The organism is Butyrivibrio sp. WCE2006, from assembly GCF_000701985.1.
GTDB lineage: Bacteria > Bacillota > Clostridia > Lachnospirales > Lachnospiraceae > Butyrivibrio.
On record NZ_JNKH01000002.1, the window covers coordinates 127,239 to 144,918 of the forward strand.

General features: G+C 34.0%; 13 protein-coding genes. All 13 read left to right on the forward strand.

All coding sequences use genetic code 11. The annotated features are described in order from the left end of the window. The first annotated feature begins 11 nt into the window (after window positions 1–11). The 13 genes from T501_RS19845 to T501_RS02545 all read left to right on the forward strand — a co-directional run bounded on the left by T501_RS19845 (window position 12) and on the right by T501_RS02545 (window position 17,613). On the forward strand, window positions 12–2,396 hold the full coding sequence (locus T501_RS19845; RefSeq protein ID WP_081843009.1) for a CDP-glycerol glycerophosphotransferase family protein: 2,385 nt from the start codon (window positions 12–14) through the stop codon (window positions 2,394–2,396). Window positions 2,397–2,406: 10 nt separating this feature from the next. Continuing rightward, window positions 2,407–3,597 carry a glycosyltransferase family 2 protein gene (locus T501_RS02490; protein WP_044913070.1) on the forward strand — a complete coding sequence of 397 codons (1,191 nt, stop codon included), beginning with the start codon at window positions 2,407–2,409 and terminating at the stop codon, window positions 3,595–3,597. Between the two features lie 57 nt (window positions 3,598–3,654). Then, window positions 3,655–5,148, forward strand: a complete 1,494-nt coding sequence (locus T501_RS02495) for a glycoside hydrolase family 99-like domain-containing protein (RefSeq protein WP_050008082.1) — start codon at window positions 3,655–3,657, stop codon at window positions 5,146–5,148. Then, on the forward strand, window positions 5,148–6,620 hold the full coding sequence (locus T501_RS02500) for a CDP-glycerol glycerophosphotransferase family protein (protein WP_044913071.1): 1,473 nt from the start codon (window positions 5,148–5,150) through the stop codon (window positions 6,618–6,620). The genes T501_RS02495 and T501_RS02500 overlap by 1 nt, the downstream gene beginning before the upstream one ends. 116 nt (window positions 6,621–6,736) lie before the next feature. Then, window positions 6,737–8,188 carry a CDP-glycerol glycerophosphotransferase family protein gene (locus T501_RS02505; RefSeq protein ID WP_044913072.1) on the forward strand — a complete coding sequence of 484 codons (1,452 nt, stop codon included), beginning with the start codon at window positions 6,737–6,739 and terminating at the stop codon, window positions 8,186–8,188. Between the two features lie 9 nt (window positions 8,189–8,197). Continuing rightward, window positions 8,198–9,343 carry a glycosyltransferase family 2 protein gene (locus tag T501_RS19850; protein ID WP_050008083.1) on the forward strand — a complete coding sequence of 382 codons (1,146 nt, stop codon included), beginning with the start codon at window positions 8,198–8,200 and terminating at the stop codon, window positions 9,341–9,343. A gap of 47 nt (window positions 9,344–9,390) precedes the next feature. Beyond that, complete coding sequence (locus T501_RS02515) at window positions 9,391–10,683, forward strand: glycosyltransferase family 2 protein (RefSeq protein ID WP_050008084.1); 1,293 nt, start codon at window positions 9,391–9,393, stop codon at window positions 10,681–10,683. 20 nt (window positions 10,684–10,703) lie between these two features. Then, a complete protein-coding gene (locus T501_RS19855) occupies window positions 10,704–11,873 on the forward strand; it encodes an acyltransferase (protein ID WP_081843010.1) in 1,170 nt (389 codons plus the stop codon). Window positions 11,874–11,912: 39 nt separating this feature from the next. Then, window positions 11,913–12,209: an SGNH/GDSL hydrolase family protein gene (locus tag T501_RS02525; RefSeq protein WP_044913073.1), complete on the forward strand. Its 297-nt coding sequence runs from the start codon at window positions 11,913–11,915 to the stop codon at window positions 12,207–12,209. A 28-nt stretch (window positions 12,210–12,237) separates the two neighbouring features. Then, window positions 12,238–14,514, forward strand: coding sequence for an adenylyltransferase/cytidyltransferase family protein (locus T501_RS21980; RefSeq protein WP_242845472.1), 2,277 nt, complete (start codon window positions 12,238–12,240; stop codon window positions 14,512–14,514). 183 nt (window positions 14,515–14,697) lie between these two features. After that, complete coding sequence (locus T501_RS19860) at window positions 14,698–15,708, forward strand: LicD family protein (protein WP_050008086.1); 1,011 nt, start codon at window positions 14,698–14,700, stop codon at window positions 15,706–15,708. A 44-nt stretch (window positions 15,709–15,752) separates the two neighbouring features. Next, window positions 15,753–15,887 carry a hypothetical protein gene (locus tag T501_RS21985; protein WP_442856333.1) on the forward strand — a complete coding sequence of 45 codons (135 nt, stop codon included), beginning with the start codon at window positions 15,753–15,755 and terminating at the stop codon, window positions 15,885–15,887. A gap of 127 nt (window positions 15,888–16,014) precedes the next feature. Then, the gene (locus T501_RS02545) at window positions 16,015–17,613 is read left to right on the forward strand and encodes an AAA-like domain-containing protein (protein WP_044913075.1); all 1,599 of its coding nucleotides are present in this window, start codon (window positions 16,015–16,017) and stop codon (window positions 17,611–17,613) included. The last annotated feature ends 67 nt before the right edge of the window (window positions 17,614–17,680 follow it).

Genomic DNA, 17,680 nt, shown 5'->3' on the forward strand with positions numbered 1-17,680 from the left:
ATTTCAAAAATATGGGGAATGGCTGTAGCAGAAGAAACATGTTTGATTGTGGCAATGGAATGATTATGGATAAATTTAAATTAACTACACCAATAATTTATATTATTTTTAATAGACCAGATTGTGTGTCAGAAAGTTTTGCAAGTATAAGAGCTGTACGACCAAGTAAATTATATATTGTAGCGGACGGACCTAGAGATAATGTATCTGAGGATGAACATAAATGTAAATTGTGTAGGAAAATTGCTGAGAATGTAGACTGGGATTGTGAAGTCACTAAGATATATTCTTCTATTAATCTGGGATGCGGATATAGACCTTATAGTGGAATAATGGAAGTTTTTAAAACCGAGGAACAAGCAATAATTATAGAGGATGATTGTGTTCCATCGCAGGATTTCTATATATTTTGTCAGGAAATGCTTAACAAATATAAAGATGATGAGAGAATCTTTTCTGTATCTGGGATGAATTTTGGCATTACAAGTAGTGATGATGCAGATTACTATTTTACTCATATCAATAATACATGGGGGTGGGCTACATGGAGGAGATCATGGGAAAAGTATGATTTCGAGATAAAATCTTTTCCTGAGATGATTAACAGAAATTATCTATCAGAAATATTTGAAGACAGAGATGTAATTAGGTATTGGTATGAATCATTTGATAGGGTTTTTTCTAAAGAACTTACTTCTGCATGGGATTATCAATATTTATATAATTCATTTTTGGAAAAGGGGTTACATCTTTATCCTAATAAGAACTTGGTTAGGTACATAGGGCTTACAGAGGATGCTACACATGAATTTAATTCTAAAAAGGATGAATTGTATAATGCAATTAGCAGAACTGAATCAATGACTTTTCCACTATCAAATCCCCAAACTATAGATAACAATAGAGAACTTGAAAATGCTCAATTAAAGGACATTTTCAATATTTCATTTACTAACAATAATACGTTTTCGCTATGGATGAGTAAGCACAATGATTTATTGAATAATGCACATAGAATCATTATCTATGGGGCAGGTAATTGGGGGAAGAAGTTTGCATTAGAACTAGTTGAAAAGAAAAAAACAAACTTTGAGTTTCTTGTCTCAAAAAAAGATAGAAAAGATACTATGTTTGGAAAAAAAATAACTGGTATAGAGGAATATAAACCTCAGAATGGAGATTTTATAGTTGTTGCACTTACTGAGAAATACCGTTTTGATGTAATAAAAGCATTAGATGAACATAATATCGATCATTACCTTTTGGCTGAAAGTGATTTGGAAATATATTCAAAGGAATGTAAAGAAAAACCATTGGATGGAAAAAAAATACTCTTGATTACATCTGTGGATTATGCGGGTCATGGAAAGAATATTGTCAAGGAATTGTTGAAAATAAGACCAGATATTACGATAGGATGGAAGGATAACAATAACGTTGGTGTTCAAATGAATAATGTATACAATGTTTCTCATGGTCATCCCAGGGAATTTTATGAATATATTTTTAATGCAAAATATTACTTAACTGATACAGGTTGTAAAGTGGTACGAGATGGTCAGATTAAAATTCAAATGAAGCATTGGTCAAGTATCACTCTTAAAATGTTTGGTTATGATGAATTAGAGTATAGGGGGGACAAAAATAAGAATTCGCATGGAGTAAATGGTTGGGATAATATTGACTATTTATTTGTTGGTAGCGAATTTGATGAGAAAACCTGTAGGAGTGGATTTAAGTATAATGGACCAGCCATTTATGTAGGTTCACCACGATCGGATATTCTTTTTGATAGTGATTATGATTATAGTGTGTTAAGAGAAAAATATTCGCTGGAAAATGATAAGAAATATCTTTTATATGCCCCTACTTTTAGGATGAAAAGTGCCGACTCAGATGATTGCATTTTTACAAATGATTTAAATTTTGAATTGTTAAAAGAAACATTAGATATAAAATTTGGTGGAGATTGGGGCATATTACTTAGACTACATCCATTTGTAAGTGAAGAGAGCAAAAACATAAAAATGCCTGATTTCGTCATAGATGTAAGTGATTATTATGACGGAGAAGAACTTGTAGGAGTATCAGATGCGCTAATAACAGATTATTCGAGTATTATGTTTGAACCGGCGTATGTTAATAAACCGGTTTTTTTGTTTGCAACGGATAAAGAAGAGTATTTGTCAAAAGAACGAGGCTTTTATATTGATTATGATGAACTGCCATTTATGATTGCGAAAAGTAACGAACAACTCGGAGAAAACATATTGAAGTTCAACGAGGTGGATTATGTTAAGGATATAAAAGCATTTTTTGATAAATATGGAGTTCATGAAGATGGTAAGGCTGCAAAGCGTGCAGCGGAGTTTATTAGTAGTTTGATACCAGAGTAGAGGTTGTAATATGGAGTCGCTTATTAGTGTAATCGTTCCAGTTTTCAACACTGAAAAGTATCTTGATAGGTGTGTTGAAAGCATACGAGATCAGACATATAAAAACATTGAAATAATTTTAGTTGATGACGGTTCAACTGACTTGTCTGGGAAAATGTGTGATGATTACGAAAGAGAAGAGAAAAATATAATTGCAATTCATCAGAAGAATAAAGGTGCTAACTATGCCAGAAAGAACGGTGTACAAAAAGCTAAAGGAGAATATATCTGTTTTGTTGATTCTGACGATTATGTTGAGAGGGATTATGTTTCTAATCTAATTGAAAAAATTGAAGAGGCGGACGTTTGTACAAGTGGATGTAACTGGGTGCTAACGAATGGTATGGAATTAAAGGAGCAGGATTTTTTTGCGCCCGGAAATTACGAGGAAGAGGAAGCAATCAGATTTGTTCATTCACATATGATATATAATTATGCAAACCCAAGGGATAATTATCGGGGAATGCTTACATATATGGTTGGCAAATTGTTCAAAAAAGATTTGGCTAGCTTAGTATTTAAAGAAATAGATAATAATATCCAATTTGGAGAGGATGTAGTATTTGTTTTTTCATATTTGGTTCGATGCAAGCGAATTACTATAACAGATAAGGCTTTCTATAACTATTGTCATAGGTATGATTCAGCTACACATAAGAAGATGGATCGTTTTCTTGATAGTCTGGAACGCATATATAATTGTTTGTCTTTTCAATTTGCAGGTAATCCATTGGAACAAGAGCTGATGCTTCAGTTGGAATCATACATATATTTTCGGTTAAAAATGGCTCCACATTATCTGAAATTTAATAAACTGATATCTAGACCTGTTTATGAATTTCCTTTTTGGGGCAAATTCATTGGTAAAAGAGTAATCCTGTATGGAGCTGGTAGAGTAGGTATTGATTATTACCAAGAAATAATGAAAAAAAATGAATTCTCTATTGTTGCTTGGATAGATAAAAATTATAAAGACATAATATTTCCATCTATACCTCCAATTAGTGGAATGGATACAATAAAGAGCACTTCGTATGATATTATTGTTTTATCTGTTGGTAATAGGTTGCATAAGAATATTGAAGATGAATTAGTATCTTTTGGAGTGCCGAGGAATGTTATTTTTTGGTTGCCACCGAAAGTAATTACATATTATGACTGAGCTTTCTTTTGACTGTTAGTTTATTATAATCATGAATTTGATGTTGGTTGATAGTATATGAAAACAATTGCAATGTACTTACCACAATTTCATAACATACCAGAGAATGATGCATGGTGGGGAGAAGGTTATACAGAATGGACTGCTGTTAAGGCTGGAAAATCATATGCGGAGGGACACGTACAACCACATATTCCTTACAAAAAAAATTATTATAACTTATTAGAAAAAACTGTAATGCAATGGCAGGCAGATTTATTACATAAATATCAAATAGATGGGTTGTGCTTCTATCATTATTATTTTGGTAATGGACGAAAAATACTAGAGAAACCAGCTGAGAATTTGCTTGAATGGACAGATATTGATATGCCATTTTGCTTTAGTTGGGCTAATGAGAGCTGGATTAGGTCTTGGAGTAAATTTAGCGGAAACACTTGGAACATGGGATGCGCTACAAAAGAGGGGATGGATGATGGGATACTTATCCCCCAAGTTTATGGAAACAAAAACGAATGGGAAGTGCATTTTAATTATTTACTCCCGTTCTTTTTAGATGATCGTTACTTGAAAAAAGATGGAAAACCAATTTTCGTGATATATTATCCGCAGAATATACCAATGCTTTCAGAAATGGTAAGTTTTTGGGAGAATTTGGCCCGAAAAAAAGGATTGGAGGGTTTATACTACATTGGACAAAAAGGATACAGTAAAGAATGCCAAATCAATATACAATCGGAACCAGCTTACTCTTCCAGCTTATATCAAGAGTTATTCCATGATTATGAGGATATATCTGAACAGTTAATATCTAATGCTTATTTTTCACAGAAAAACACTGCTTTTTGTGGCTTTCCGGGATATGATGACACACCAAGAAGAGGCGAAAAGGGAACAGCTTTTCTGGGAAGTTCGCCAGAGCTTTTTTATCTTCAGATGAAGTATTTATATTATCTGGGAAGAATTAGAGGTAATGAGTATACCTTTATAAATGCATGGAACGAATGGGGAGAAGGCATGTATTTAGAGCCAGATGAACAATTTCATTATGCCTATCTTGAAGCGGTTTATAATGCAAAGCAGGATTCATTGAATATTTCCGAAAAAGAAAAGCAGCAAATAATATCAATAATAGATAGAAAGAGAAAAAAAGGAATATGCATACCAGAGGATTACGAAGTATTACAACATAAGGCACGTGTGCTGCGGTTGATTAATAGAATTCTGACTCTTGAGGATAAAGGGAAGACGATTTCACAATATTTTGAAAAAAAATATTCCATTGCGATATATGGTATGGGGGTTGTTGGGAAAACGCTTACAAAGCGATTGATTGCTGAAAATGCAGATATTAGGTATGCAATCGATAAACGCAAGATAGATTATTTAATACCTGTATATGCTCCATCATATAAACTACCAAGAATTGATATGCTTATAGTTACAACAGTTGATGACTACGAGTTGATTTATAATGAATTTTCGGGAAATGACAATATCAAAAGGATAATATCTGTTAGCGAATTATTGGATAGCATAGAGGAAACATAATGAATGCTATGAGCTATGATGAATTGGATCATAAGGATTGTTACATATATGGTGCAGGAAATTATGCAAAACGATTGTATTTTTATTTATGTATTCTGGGAAAACAGAATAGTGTAAACGGATTTGTGGTAACTGATAAATCAAAGTGTGAAAAATATCTTTATGAAAAAAGGATTTATCAGGTAAGTGAGATAAATAAGTTTCTGAGAAATAAAATTGTTTATTTAGCGATATCTCCAAATAAGTCACAGGAGATTTATGAGACTTTAAAAAGAATGGATATATTAGAGGTTAAGCAGATAACACAAGAAGACTATCTATTATTGTCGAGATTAATAGAAGAAGGACTAAGGGAATTGCCAATAAAAAGAAACAGAGTTTTCTTTGATTGTTATCAAGGCGAAGGCTATAGTTGTAATTGTAAATATTTAGCTAAGTTTATTCTTGATGCAAAATTACCGGTTGAGTTAATTTGGAATTTAAAAAAAGGAATTCTTAATAATTTACCATCTGGTATTACTTGTGTGGAACGCTTTTCTCCTGAATATTATGTGAAATTATATACTTCTGGAATAATTATTTCGAATGATAGGGCTGAGGAGGAATTAGAAAAGCGAGATCAACAATATCTAATTGATACATGGCATGGAACTGGACCATTTAAAAAAGTATTTGCATCCATAGATTATGCATCAGAATCATCTAAAATATGGGATAGGAAGAACTTCAATCGAGTAGATCTTTTTGTATCTAATTCAGCTGATAATACATGTATGTTTCGCGAATCGTTTTTGTATGAAGGAGAAATTGAAGAATTTGGAGTGCCTAGAAACGATGTGCTTTTTCAAAAAAATGATAATTATATTAATGAGATAAAAGAACGGCTAGGAATAGATCAGGAATATTTAGTCATATTGTATGCTCCAACATTTAGGGAAAATTCGAAAGATAATGAAAATGAAATTTTGGATGTGGCAAGAATTATAAGTGTGGTATCAGATCGTTTTAAGAAAAAAGTAATGATGTTATACAGATTCCACTATTGGGTGAAATACGAAGGGATTAGCCAAAAGATAATTGATAATAGTTCTAAATGCTGTGATGTTACTGATTATGCAGATGTGATGGAATTACTTATTATCTCAGATATACTTATTACTGATTATTCATCGATTATGTGGGACTTTTCATTGCAGAAACGTCCAGTATTTTTATTTCAACCAGATTTGGATGATTACTTAAATAGTGAACGAGGTTTTTATTGGCCAGTACAAGAATGGCCTTACCCACGCGCCAAAACAAATAAGGAACTTTGCAAAATAATTCAAGATTTTGATAATGATAAATATCAAAGAGATCTACATTTATTTTTTGAAAAAGATCCTTCATTTGATGATGGGCATGCATGCGAACGTTTGAGCTATAGAATAATGGACGTAATAAATAATCCTCAAAAGTATAATAAGTTATAGTTTATGATTTACATGATTATACATATAAGATTTATGAAAAAGGGATTAGAATGATCGGGATTATTGATGATAAACGAAAAAAGTAGTGGAATCATCTTAATGAGAGAGGAGTGCTGATGAGGCTTAACGTTCCTGAATTATGCAATCTTGTCATATATGGCGCAGGTAAATATGCACATGAGTTATATAGGTATCTTACATATGAAGACGAGCAAGATAGAGTAAGTTTTTTTGTAGTAACGGACAGTATTGACCAACCGGATAGTTTATTTGATAAACCAGTTATTAGGTTTGATAGTATAAAGAAAGAATTATCAGATTCCCATGTGTATGTGGCAGTATCGCCAAAGTTTTCCCAAGATATATGTAATTTACTAAAAGAATCAAATGCAAGAAGTGTCGAAGTCATTCCAAGACAGTTTATATTGGAATTAGATCAGGAAATAAACAAAATAAAAGAATCTATGCTTATCAGAAATAACCGGATCTTTTTTGATACTTTTTGGGGCCTTGGATATATGTGTAATCCTAAATATATTGCTGAAGAGATTATTAGGCAAAAACTTGATGTTGAAATGTTTTGGGATATTACGGATGATGCAAATATGGAGTTCCCGGAACAGATTATTCCGGTTAAAAGAGGAAGTATTGAATATGAGAAAGCATTTTACTCTTCGCATATAGTGATTACAAACATGAATACAGCTACAGGATTTAAGAAGAAGGCAGGCCAATATTATATAAATACATGGCATGGCACAGGACCATTTAAAAAGATAGGTAAATTTGTTTATGAATTAAAAAATGATACTAAAAGCTATCAGATAATGAAGCAGAATTACAGTGATGTTGATTTAGCAGTGGCAGCATGTAGGCAATGCGAAATAAATTATAGACAGGCGTTGGAATATGATGGAATTCTTAAACCATGGGGGTATCCTCGTAATGATGTCTTTTTTAGAAATTCGGAAAAGATAATTAAAAGAGTAAGAGAAAAGTTTAATATAGAAGATGATGTTAAGCTGGCATTATTTGCACCAACATTTAGAGCCTCTATAAGAAATAAGAGTAAAACGGTAGCTGAGGCATATAATCTCGAATTGGGAAAAGTAAAAGCATCTCTGGAACATAGATTTGGTGGCAAATATATTGTGGCCTATAGGTTTCATCAATATATATATAGGTTAATCGATGTAGGAGGGTTTTATTCTGAAGGATTAGATGTCACCAAATATCCAGACATGCAGGAATTATTGGTTGCTTCAGATATTTTAATCACAGATTGGTCATCTTCAATTTGGGATTATTCATTAACTTTAAAACCTATATTTTTATATTTTAATGATGCAGAAGAAGCAGAGAGAGACTATGGATTTTATATAAGGCCAGATGATCTTCCATATCCCAAAGGACATACAACGGAGGAGTTATGTAGGGAGATTGAATCATTTAATGAACAGAAATATAAAAATAATGTTTCAGAATTTTTAAAAGAATATAAATCCTACGACGATGGACATGCTTCAGAGAGAGTGGCAAATCATATTGCAGAGCTTATTAAAGAATGAGGGGGATATATGATATCTGTTATTGTACCGGTTTATAATGTTGAACAATTTCTGAGGAAATGTATTGATAGTATAATCTTCCAGGATTATGAAGATATAGAAGTAATACTCATTGATGATGGATCAACTGATGGTAGTGGCATAATATGTGATGAGTATGAAGGTAAAGATTCAAGGATTAGAGTTATTCATCAAGACAATAAGGGATTAGCAGCCACTAGAAAGATAGGAGTTGAGCATGCGAAGGGGGAATTTATTGCGTTTATTGATTCTGACGATTGGATTGAACGTGATTATTTCAAATTTATGTTCAGCTTCGTAGAGGATGATGTTGATTTGGTCACATCAAATAATATCGTTGATGAAAATGGCATATCAATAGATGTGCATGTTTGTGCAAGAGAAGGAATTTACGATTATAGGAGAATAAGAAAAGAAATATTACCTGTACTAATGTGGGAAATCAGGACGGACAGGAGAGCTATATTGCCAACGCTGGGATCTAAGATTTTCAAAAAGGATTTACTTTGGGATTCCATGAAAAATGTGGACGATAGAATAACGATTGGGGAGGATGCTGTGGTAACTTACCCATATATTGAAAAATGTAAGAAGCTGGTAGTTACACATTATATGGGATATCATTACGTCCAACATGGAGCATCAATAATGCATGCCAAAGCACTACAAAACTATGAATCATTGTATTTGGCAAGGAATTACTTAAATGATTATTTTGAAAGTGTAGGAATATTGGAAGATATGCAGGAACAGATAGATAAATATATTTCTGATATGCTTACCAGAGTTACGGTGAAGACATACGGCTTTAATCCTTCGTATTTAAAGGAGCCTTTTTCCTGTAATTCATTGCCTTGGGGAAAACGGATTGTATTATATGGAGCAGCAAAATTTGGAAAAGATTGTTACCGTCGCATTGCATCGAGTAATTATGCAACTGTTGTTGGGTGGCTTGATAAGAATATTCCTGATATTCCTCCTGGACGCGAGGTGAGTCTACCAGAGGAGGTAGTAAATATGGATTATGATTATGTTCTTATAACTGTTAGAACTGAGAGGGTTGCTAGAGAGATAACTACTGAATTAAAAGAACTGGGAGTTGATCCAGAGAAAATTGTTTGGTGCAGACGATAAAAAATACCAAATACGGTGGAATGATTCAGCAATGAAGGAGTTTTCTTATGCAAAAAGTATCTATAATTGTTCCCGTATATAATGTTGAGCAATATTTATCAGACTGTTTAGAAAGCATTTTGCGACAAACCCTAAGCGATATAGAGATTATATGTGTTGACGATGGATCAACTGATAGAAGTTCTGAAATACTAGATCAGTATGCAGGAATTGATAATAGGATAAGGGTATTTCACAATACTAACCATGGGTATGGTTATTCTATGAATTTTGGAATGAATTTGGCTAGGGGAGAGTATATCGGTATTGTTGAAAGTGATGATGCTATATTAGGCAATATGTATGAGGAATTATATCGCACGGCTAAAGATAATGATTTAGATATTGTAAAAGGGAATTTTTTTTATTGTTGGGATAGCCTTAATTATAGATCTGCTTACTATGTTAAAGAATTGAAGGAATGTTATGGGAAGGTCTATACCTCTGAAGACAGGTCAATTCTCTTTAGATTTATCATGAATACTTGGAGCGGGATATATAGGAAAGCTTTTTTGGATAAGTATGAAATTAGACATAATGAATCACCTGGAGCTTCATATCAGGATAATGGTTTTTGGATGCAAACAATGCTTTATGCTAATAGAGTGATGTGGCTGCCTGGGCAATATTATTTATATAGGCAGGACAACGAAGGGGCTTCAATTAAAAGTACAGATAAAGTATTTGCATTGCTAGAGGAGTATAAATGGATTGAAAATAGATTAAGGGGGCATGAACTGAATCCAGATTTACTCATTTATTGTCATCGCTATAGACTAATTAGGCATTATGGTAACTTTTTAAGAATTGCGGATGAACATAAATATGAATTTGCAAGTGCCATAGTTGATGATTACAAAAAATACAAATATGCATTGGAATATGGGTCGAAAATTGATAATTGGTATAAAAATCTCATACAGGATCCAAAAGTTTTTTGTGATGAACATATAGCTATGAAAAAAGAACTAACAAAGGTATTTGATGAAAATGACAAAATTTGGATTTATGGTGCAGGGTTCCCTGGGCAAAAGGTGCAAAGGGTATTAACAAATATTCATTATGAGCATAAGGTATGTGGATATGTTCAAACTTATTGGATTATATATTCTCAAATAGGAAATGTTGGGGTTTGGAATCCTTTTGATCCATCTGTGAATTTGCAGGATGGCATTGTGATTATTGGATATAAAAAGAATGATGAAGATAATAAGAAAGCGAAGATGGTCTTGAAAAAATTAGGTGTGGAAAAAATGGTGGAGAGTGATGATATATTTGACTCATTTTATTCTGTTTATTGAGAGATGGAATATAATGGAGCATGAATGGATGTGTTATGTATGAGCGAGATATTCGAAAAAAACTGAAAAGGTTGGTTGACTGTGGTTATACCAAATTTGTTATTATTCCATATGGCACGGTAGGTCTTTTGGTAGAGGATGTTCTCCATAGGGTGTTTGGCATAGACCCCGTGTACATTGTGGATAATGAAGTATGTAAATACAATGCCAAAGTAATATCAATAGAACAGTTTCAAAGATGTGATACAGATGCGGCTATTCTGGTCACAACAGAAAAATATGAAGTGGAAAAGGAAATTAAAACTGCCTTATGCACTTTCATTAAAGGTGATAGAGTGTTTTCTTTAATGGATTTACTTACAGAGAGTAATTCGCAGGATCATAATAGTATACTTGGGGATCCATCTAAGATTATAAACTCTTCAATTAACTTTGTAGGTAGAAATAATATTTTGTATTGTGAGCCTGGTGTTGTTTTAGAGAATGCAACATTGAATTTCAATGGGGACAACTCGTTGGTGTATTTGGGTAAAAGTAGAGGTTCTTATAAACTTAAAGTAGAGCTTTATAATGATTGTGTGTTTAAAATTGGTGCTGATAGTTCCATACATAATCAAATGGTAGTGATATTATCTGAGCAAAGACATTGCATAATTGGAAAAGATAATATGATATCATGGGGGGTCATGATTAGAGATTCTGATCCACATTTATTGTATGATACTGAATCTAAAAGAAGAATTAATTTATCAAAAAGCGTTTATATTGGCGATCATGTTTGGATTGGGCAAAATAGCCTTATTTTAAAAGGAACACAAATTGATTCTGGAAGTGTGATAGGAGCTTCTTCTGTGGTTGCTTCTAGGCATGTGACATCCAACACTGTGTGGGCAGGAAACCCAGCTCGAAAAATCAGAGAAAATATTTTATGGGATAGACCTTCTGTGCATTTATGGAAAGAGGAAATGACAGATGCTTCATTATCATTTGATAATTATTTACAGTATATAGGCGCAGAAAAAAAGAATGCTGATGACTTTGTGTACAAATACAATGAAGATGAAAGCTTGGATTATGATGAAATAGACAAGAAACTAAATGAGTGTACATCAGCAGAAAAGCGACTTGGTTTTTTGATAGATTTAGAATCAGGTATAAAGAAAAATAGGTTTGCTCATAAGTACATTTGAGATATAAAATACTTTTTGACTATTGTCAGTATTACGTCTTTGGATAATCAGATTGAATATGATTTGATTGTTATTTGCTATGGTCAGAATGATATAAATGAGAATTTTGGTATATATTATGAAGCTCTAATTAGGGCGGCGAAATATCGATATCCCAGGGCAGTAGAATGTTTCTTTTTTTGTGATGATGAAGAGTTTGCTATTCTGAAGATAATGTTCGATACAGGTAAGAACATAGAGCGAAAAATTGGATATGTAAATAACCGGCTGGATGGCAAGATACTGGATGTTCATAGAGAGATTAAGGTCGTTTTTGGCCTTAATTCAAATGTTTAATAATTTAGTTTAGGACAATTTGGTGAATATGAATGAGACATACATTTTAAAAGAACTAAAAAAAGGCCTTATATCCTGGTATGATTTCAAACCGGGTTCTAAGATTCTGTATATAGGTGGCGCAACAGACGCTGCAGCAGAATATCTTATTTCTAAAACGGGAGAGGTTTTTGACTCTGAGGGAAATCAGATTGGTCAGAACCTCTCTGTTGTTATTGCACCGATAGAACAAGCTATTTCGTATGAGTTTTGTCAGAAATATAGAGGTGTATTTGATTATGTGATAAGCGTAGGGACTGTAGAACTGGCACCTGATTTACAGAATACTTTTGCTGCAGTCAAAACTGTATGTAATAAAGACGCTATCTGTCTGTTTGGTATGAATAACCGTATGGGAATACGATATTTCTGTGGTGATAGGGATTTATATACAGACAGGATTTTTGATGGAGTTGATGGATATAAGCATGCATATAACTCTGAAACAGATAGCTTTAAAGGCAGAATGTATAATAAGTCAGAGATTAAGAAGATGCTTGCTGAATGCGGAGTAGTACAGAGTAGGTTTTATTCTGTTTTGTCTGATCTTGACAATCCCATAATGCTCTTTGCAGACGGATATATTCCCAAGGAGGATCTGGCTACAAGAATTTATCCTATTTGTAATTCTCCGGATACAGTATTTTTGGAGGAAGAAAATTTATACAAATCTTTAATAGAGAATGATATGTTCCATCAGATGGCCAATGCCTATCTGGTGGAATTTTCATTTAATCAATCAGCCGTACTGTCGGACGCATTGCAGATTACCAGTACAACTATCAGAGATCCGCAAAATGCTATGATGACAGTTATCTATGATGACTATGTAGAGAAGATAAATGTTTATCCGGAAGGAAGAACGCATCTTGAAGATATGATTAAGTATGCGGAGGATTTAAATGATCATGGCATTAAAACTATAGGTATGGAACTTACTGAGCGTGGCCTTAAGATGCCATATATTGATGCTCCTGTTGGACAGTTATATCTTAAAAATCTCTTTTTAAATGATAAAGATGAATATCTCAAGGCTATGGATAAATTCAGAGATATTATTATGAATTCTTCTAAGATTATTAGAGATGATATAGGACAGGGAACAGGTGCAATTCTTAAGTATGGATATCCGGATTTGATACCTTTAAATAGTTTTTATATTGATGGAGAGTTTGTTTTCTTTGATCAGGAATTTAGGGAAGACAACTATCCCGCTAATGAAATAGTATACAGACTGGTTACTACTTTTTATATGGGAAATCTTCAGGGATCGGTTAGCAAGGCTGAAATGTATGAGAGATATGGTCTTACTTCCAGATTAGAGGAATGGCGCAAGATGGAAGGTGCCTTTTTATCAGATTTAAGAAATGATGGCATACTTAAGGATTACTATAAGCGTGTCAGAAGAAATGCCACTGTGGTCGAGGCCAATAGGCAGCGAATGAATTATTCACGGGATGATTATTATAAGCTGTTTGTAGATATTTTTGACAGGCTTGATAATAGAAAACTTATAATATTTGGTTCCGGTAAATATGCGGACAGATTTATAAATATGTATGAGAGTGATCGTCCTGCATTTGCGATTGTGGATAACAATCAGGATAAGTGGGGAGAGACATTAAACGGTGTTACGATTCACTCTCCCGATTATCTGCAGGAACTGTCACATGGGGAATATCAGGTTTTAATATGTGTAAAGAATTTTGTGCCAATTATGAGACAGCTCGATGAGATGGGTATAACAGAATACTGTATCTATGATCCTGAGAAGAATTATAAAAAGCGAAAGCATCCTATTATAGAGGAACAGAGTGAGGTAGTTGCTGAACCTAAGAAGTATCATGTTGGATATATTGCCGGAGTTTTTGACCTGTTTCATGTTGGTCATCTCAATATGTTTAAGCGTGCTAAAGAGCAGTGTGATTACCTGATTGTCGGAGTGGTAACAGATGAAGGAGCAGCTAAGCACAATCATAAGAAGACATTTGTTCCATTCGAGGAGAGATTTGAGATGGTCAGATCCTGCAGATATGTCGATGAAGCGGTAAAAATTCCTGTTGATCAAAATGATACTAAGGATGCATTTGCTATGTATCATTTCGATGTTCAATTTTCGGGAAGTGATTATGTTAATAATCAAAGCTGGCTGAACAAGCAGAAGTTTCTGAGGGAAAATGGATCGGATCTTGTTTTCTTCCCTTATACTCAGAGCACTTGTTCTACAAATTTAAAAGCTCTGATTCAAAAAGGGTTGGCGGAATAGCCACTCGAATTGTAATACAGTATGATATACTGTTTCTTGTAGAAAGCTACATGGGAATGTGATGAGCAGAAGGTTGCAGAACTTATTGAAAAAGCATGAATATGAAATAAGGTATTATTTGCAGACACTGTCTAATTGGCAGTGTCTTTAATATAATGATTACTTTTAATGAGGGGCGAGAGAATGATTGATAATGTAACAAAACTTAGAGAAGTTCAACTTGAATTACTAAGGGAGTTTAAGAGGGTTTGCACAGAGCATAATCTTAAATGGTATGCCTTTTTAGGGACGCTCTTGGGGGCAGTACGTTATGAAGGCTATTTACCATGGGATGATGATGTTGATGTTGCCATGCCAATAGAAGATTATTTGGAGCTTTGCAGGCATAAAGAGTGGTTTAAAGAAGGATTCTTTTTACAGACTCCCCTTGATGAAGGGCTAACTAATATTGCAAAACTTCGTAAGGATGGAACAACTGCATTCAGAGGGGCTTTTGCGGAAGAGCTGAAGAAAGGCGGACATCATGGAATCCCGATAGATATAATTCCACTTGCAGAGTTACCTGGAAGTGGATGTTATCAGACTCCTACACTTTCTTCTTTTAAGAAAAAAGTTGTTTATTTAAAGGAGTGGTTTGAACCTGCCGGTGAGATTCAATTTGAGGGGATTACTTTAAGAAGGCCTGCTAAACATAGGAAGATTTTGACTGAGGTATATAAAGGATGGGACTGGCCGTTTGGCGCTCAGCGTTGCTGCCCTTCATTCTGGTTTTTTGATACCGAAACGGATTACAAGGTCTATATTAAGCGTTATACGGGAATGCTTGATGGAATAAAGGGGAAGAAAATATACGTATTCGGTGCTGCTGACAGTTTGCGCGTCTGGCTTGAGCGATTTGATCTGAAGGATCAGGTAGTCTGTACTTTTGATAATGATAAGGGTAAATGGGGCAAGAAAAGCTATGGAATTGAAATAAAAAACCCTGCAGAAATCGCAGATGTTCTTGATGAAGATAGTAGATTGATCATCGTTAGTATCTGGCATCAGGAGATTGGGAAGCAACTAGAGAAGATGGGAATTACTGATTATTACGTTTATGTGGATTACTATTATGATGAGAAAATTGGTAATAAGGTAGTTCGCAGAGAGGACTTACCAAAAGGTGAGCTGGAAATTCCCAAGTGGAATGGATGACGTTGAGATGCATATTCGTAGCGAGAAATCCCCTGCATTATACGATGGAATATTATGATCATGCTTTTTATGCTGTAAATGCGATTACAGACAATAACTGCGGCAGAGATAATGATTCTGAGTTTTTTGGTCTAAGAATGCAGATAAGATTCTACGGCATTGGTAAAGACGGAATATGAAGGGCGTAATGCGCTAATAAGCAAGGGGTTGGCTGATTAAGCCCGGCAAATTATAATAAATATATGCATGGTAATTCGTGAGTGCATTTTTTATATATTACTATAGAGCGAATGGACAAAGTTTTTTATGAAGAAATTTAACACTACTGCTGTTTGCGTTCCATCAAAACATTATATGGTTGATCTTTCAGACAAGATTGAGGGAATTGAAAAACTAATTGATGATGGAAAGTATTTCACTATAAATAGAGCAAGACAATATGGTAAGACTACTACACTGGAAGCGCTTATAAGGAAAATTGAAAAGAAATATTTAGTTATGAGTCTCGATTTTCAAGAGATCAGTGATTCTGTTTTTGAAACAGAAGGTTCATTTGTTCAGGGAATGGCGAGGATTATTTGTGATGCAAGGGACTTTATGGAGACAAGAATCCCTGATGAGTATTATGGAGCTTTCAAAAATCTTGATTCACAGGATTCTAAAATGGTTAAGATGGATGAACTGTTTCGCATTTTTAGCAGGTGGTGCAATTCGTCTGAAGAGGCTATAATTCTTATAATAGATGAAGTTGACAGTGCTACTAATAACCAGGTATTTCTGGACTTTTTGGCAGGGTTAAGGGCTTTATATATAAAGCATCAAAAAAACGCTGCGTTTAAAACATTTCAATCTGTAATTCTTGCAGGAGTAACGGATGTTAAGCATTTAAAGAGCAAGATTAGAGAGGAAGACCAGCATAAGGTTAACAGTCCATGGAATATAGCAGCTGATTTTGACATAGATATGAGTCTGTCAGAAGATGGTATTAAGGGGATGCTTGACGAGTATGAGGCGGATCATAATACAGGAATGGATACGGATGCGATTGCCCATCTGATTAGAGATTACACCAATGGTTATCCATATCTTGTGAGTCGCATCTGTGAGATAATTGATAACAATCTTATTCCGGATAAATTTGATTCTCTGAGCGAGGCATGGACAGATAGAGGCATAGATGAGGCTATTAAAAAGATACTTTCAGAAGAGAGTACTTTGTTTGAGTCATTAATTGGCAAGCTTGAGAATTATCCTAACTTAAAAAGTTCATTAAGAAGAGTCCTGCTTAGGGGTGAAGTAATTGCACACCAGCCTGATGATGACGAACAAAAGCAGCTTCGCATGTATGGATTTATAGTGAATAATCATAACACGGTAGCTGTTGCGAATAAGATATTTGAGATGCGTTTGTATAACTATTTCATTGGCGAGAGCAATAAGAATAATGATCTAAGACAGATTGCAGCGGCTAACAAATCGGTTTTTGTTGATGATGACGGCTTATTGGATATCAGAAAGATAATGGAACATTTCATTATTGAACATAATCGTATACATGGGGAGCAAACAGCAAAATTCCTTGAGGAAGAAGGCCGAGAGAGATTTATAACCTACATTGCTCCAATAATTAATGGGACTGGGACCTATGATATAGAGCCGCAGACAAGGAATCATAAGCGCATGGATTTGGTAATTCATTATTTGGGAAGACGATATATTATTGAACTGAAAATCTGGCGTGGTGAGAGATACAATTCAGATGGAGAAAAACAGATAAGGGATTATTTGGATTATTGGAATTTGGATACAGGCTATATGCTTAGCTTTAATTTCAATAAAAAGAAAAAGTCTGGGGTAGAACGAGTTAGTATTGGTAATAAGGTATTATTTGAAGGCACTGTTTAATTGGCAGTGCCTTTAATATAATTATTACTATTATATTGACAATTATTATGATGAAAAGGTGGGTAAT

Excerpts from the sequence above, each read along its gene's own strand:
- T501_RS02545 (WP_044913075.1), top strand. The coding sequence starts at position 16,015 with ATGAAGAAATTTAACACTACTGCTGTTTGCGTTCCATCAAAACATTAT.
- T501_RS19850 (WP_050008083.1), top strand. The coding sequence starts at position 8,198 with ATGATATCTGTTATTGTACCGGTTTATAATGTTGAACAATTTCTGAGG.
- T501_RS02500 (WP_044913071.1), top strand. The coding sequence starts at position 5,148 with ATGAATGCTATGAGCTATGATGAATTGGATCATAAGGATTGTTACATA.
- T501_RS19855 (WP_081843010.1), top strand. The coding sequence starts at position 10,704 with ATGAATGGATGTGTTATGTATGAGCGAGATATTCGAAAAAAACTGAAA.
- T501_RS02515 (WP_050008084.1), top strand. The coding sequence starts at position 9,391 with ATGCAAAAAGTATCTATAATTGTTCCCGTATATAATGTTGAGCAATAT.
- T501_RS02505 (WP_044913072.1), top strand. The coding sequence starts at position 6,737 with ATGAGGCTTAACGTTCCTGAATTATGCAATCTTGTCATATATGGCGCA.
- T501_RS21985 (WP_442856333.1), top strand. The coding sequence starts at position 15,753 with ATGGAATATTATGATCATGCTTTTTATGCTGTAAATGCGATTACAGAC.
- T501_RS19845 (WP_081843009.1), top strand. The coding sequence starts at position 12 with ATGGGGAATGGCTGTAGCAGAAGAAACATGTTTGATTGTGGCAATGGA.
- T501_RS19860 (WP_050008086.1), top strand. The coding sequence starts at position 14,698 with ATGATTGATAATGTAACAAAACTTAGAGAAGTTCAACTTGAATTACTA.
- T501_RS21980 (WP_242845472.1), top strand. The coding sequence starts at position 12,238 with ATGAATGAGACATACATTTTAAAAGAACTAAAAAAAGGCCTTATATCC.
- T501_RS02490 (WP_044913070.1), top strand. The coding sequence starts at position 2,407 with ATGGAGTCGCTTATTAGTGTAATCGTTCCAGTTTTCAACACTGAAAAG.
- T501_RS02495 (WP_050008082.1), top strand. The coding sequence starts at position 3,655 with ATGAAAACAATTGCAATGTACTTACCACAATTTCATAACATACCAGAG.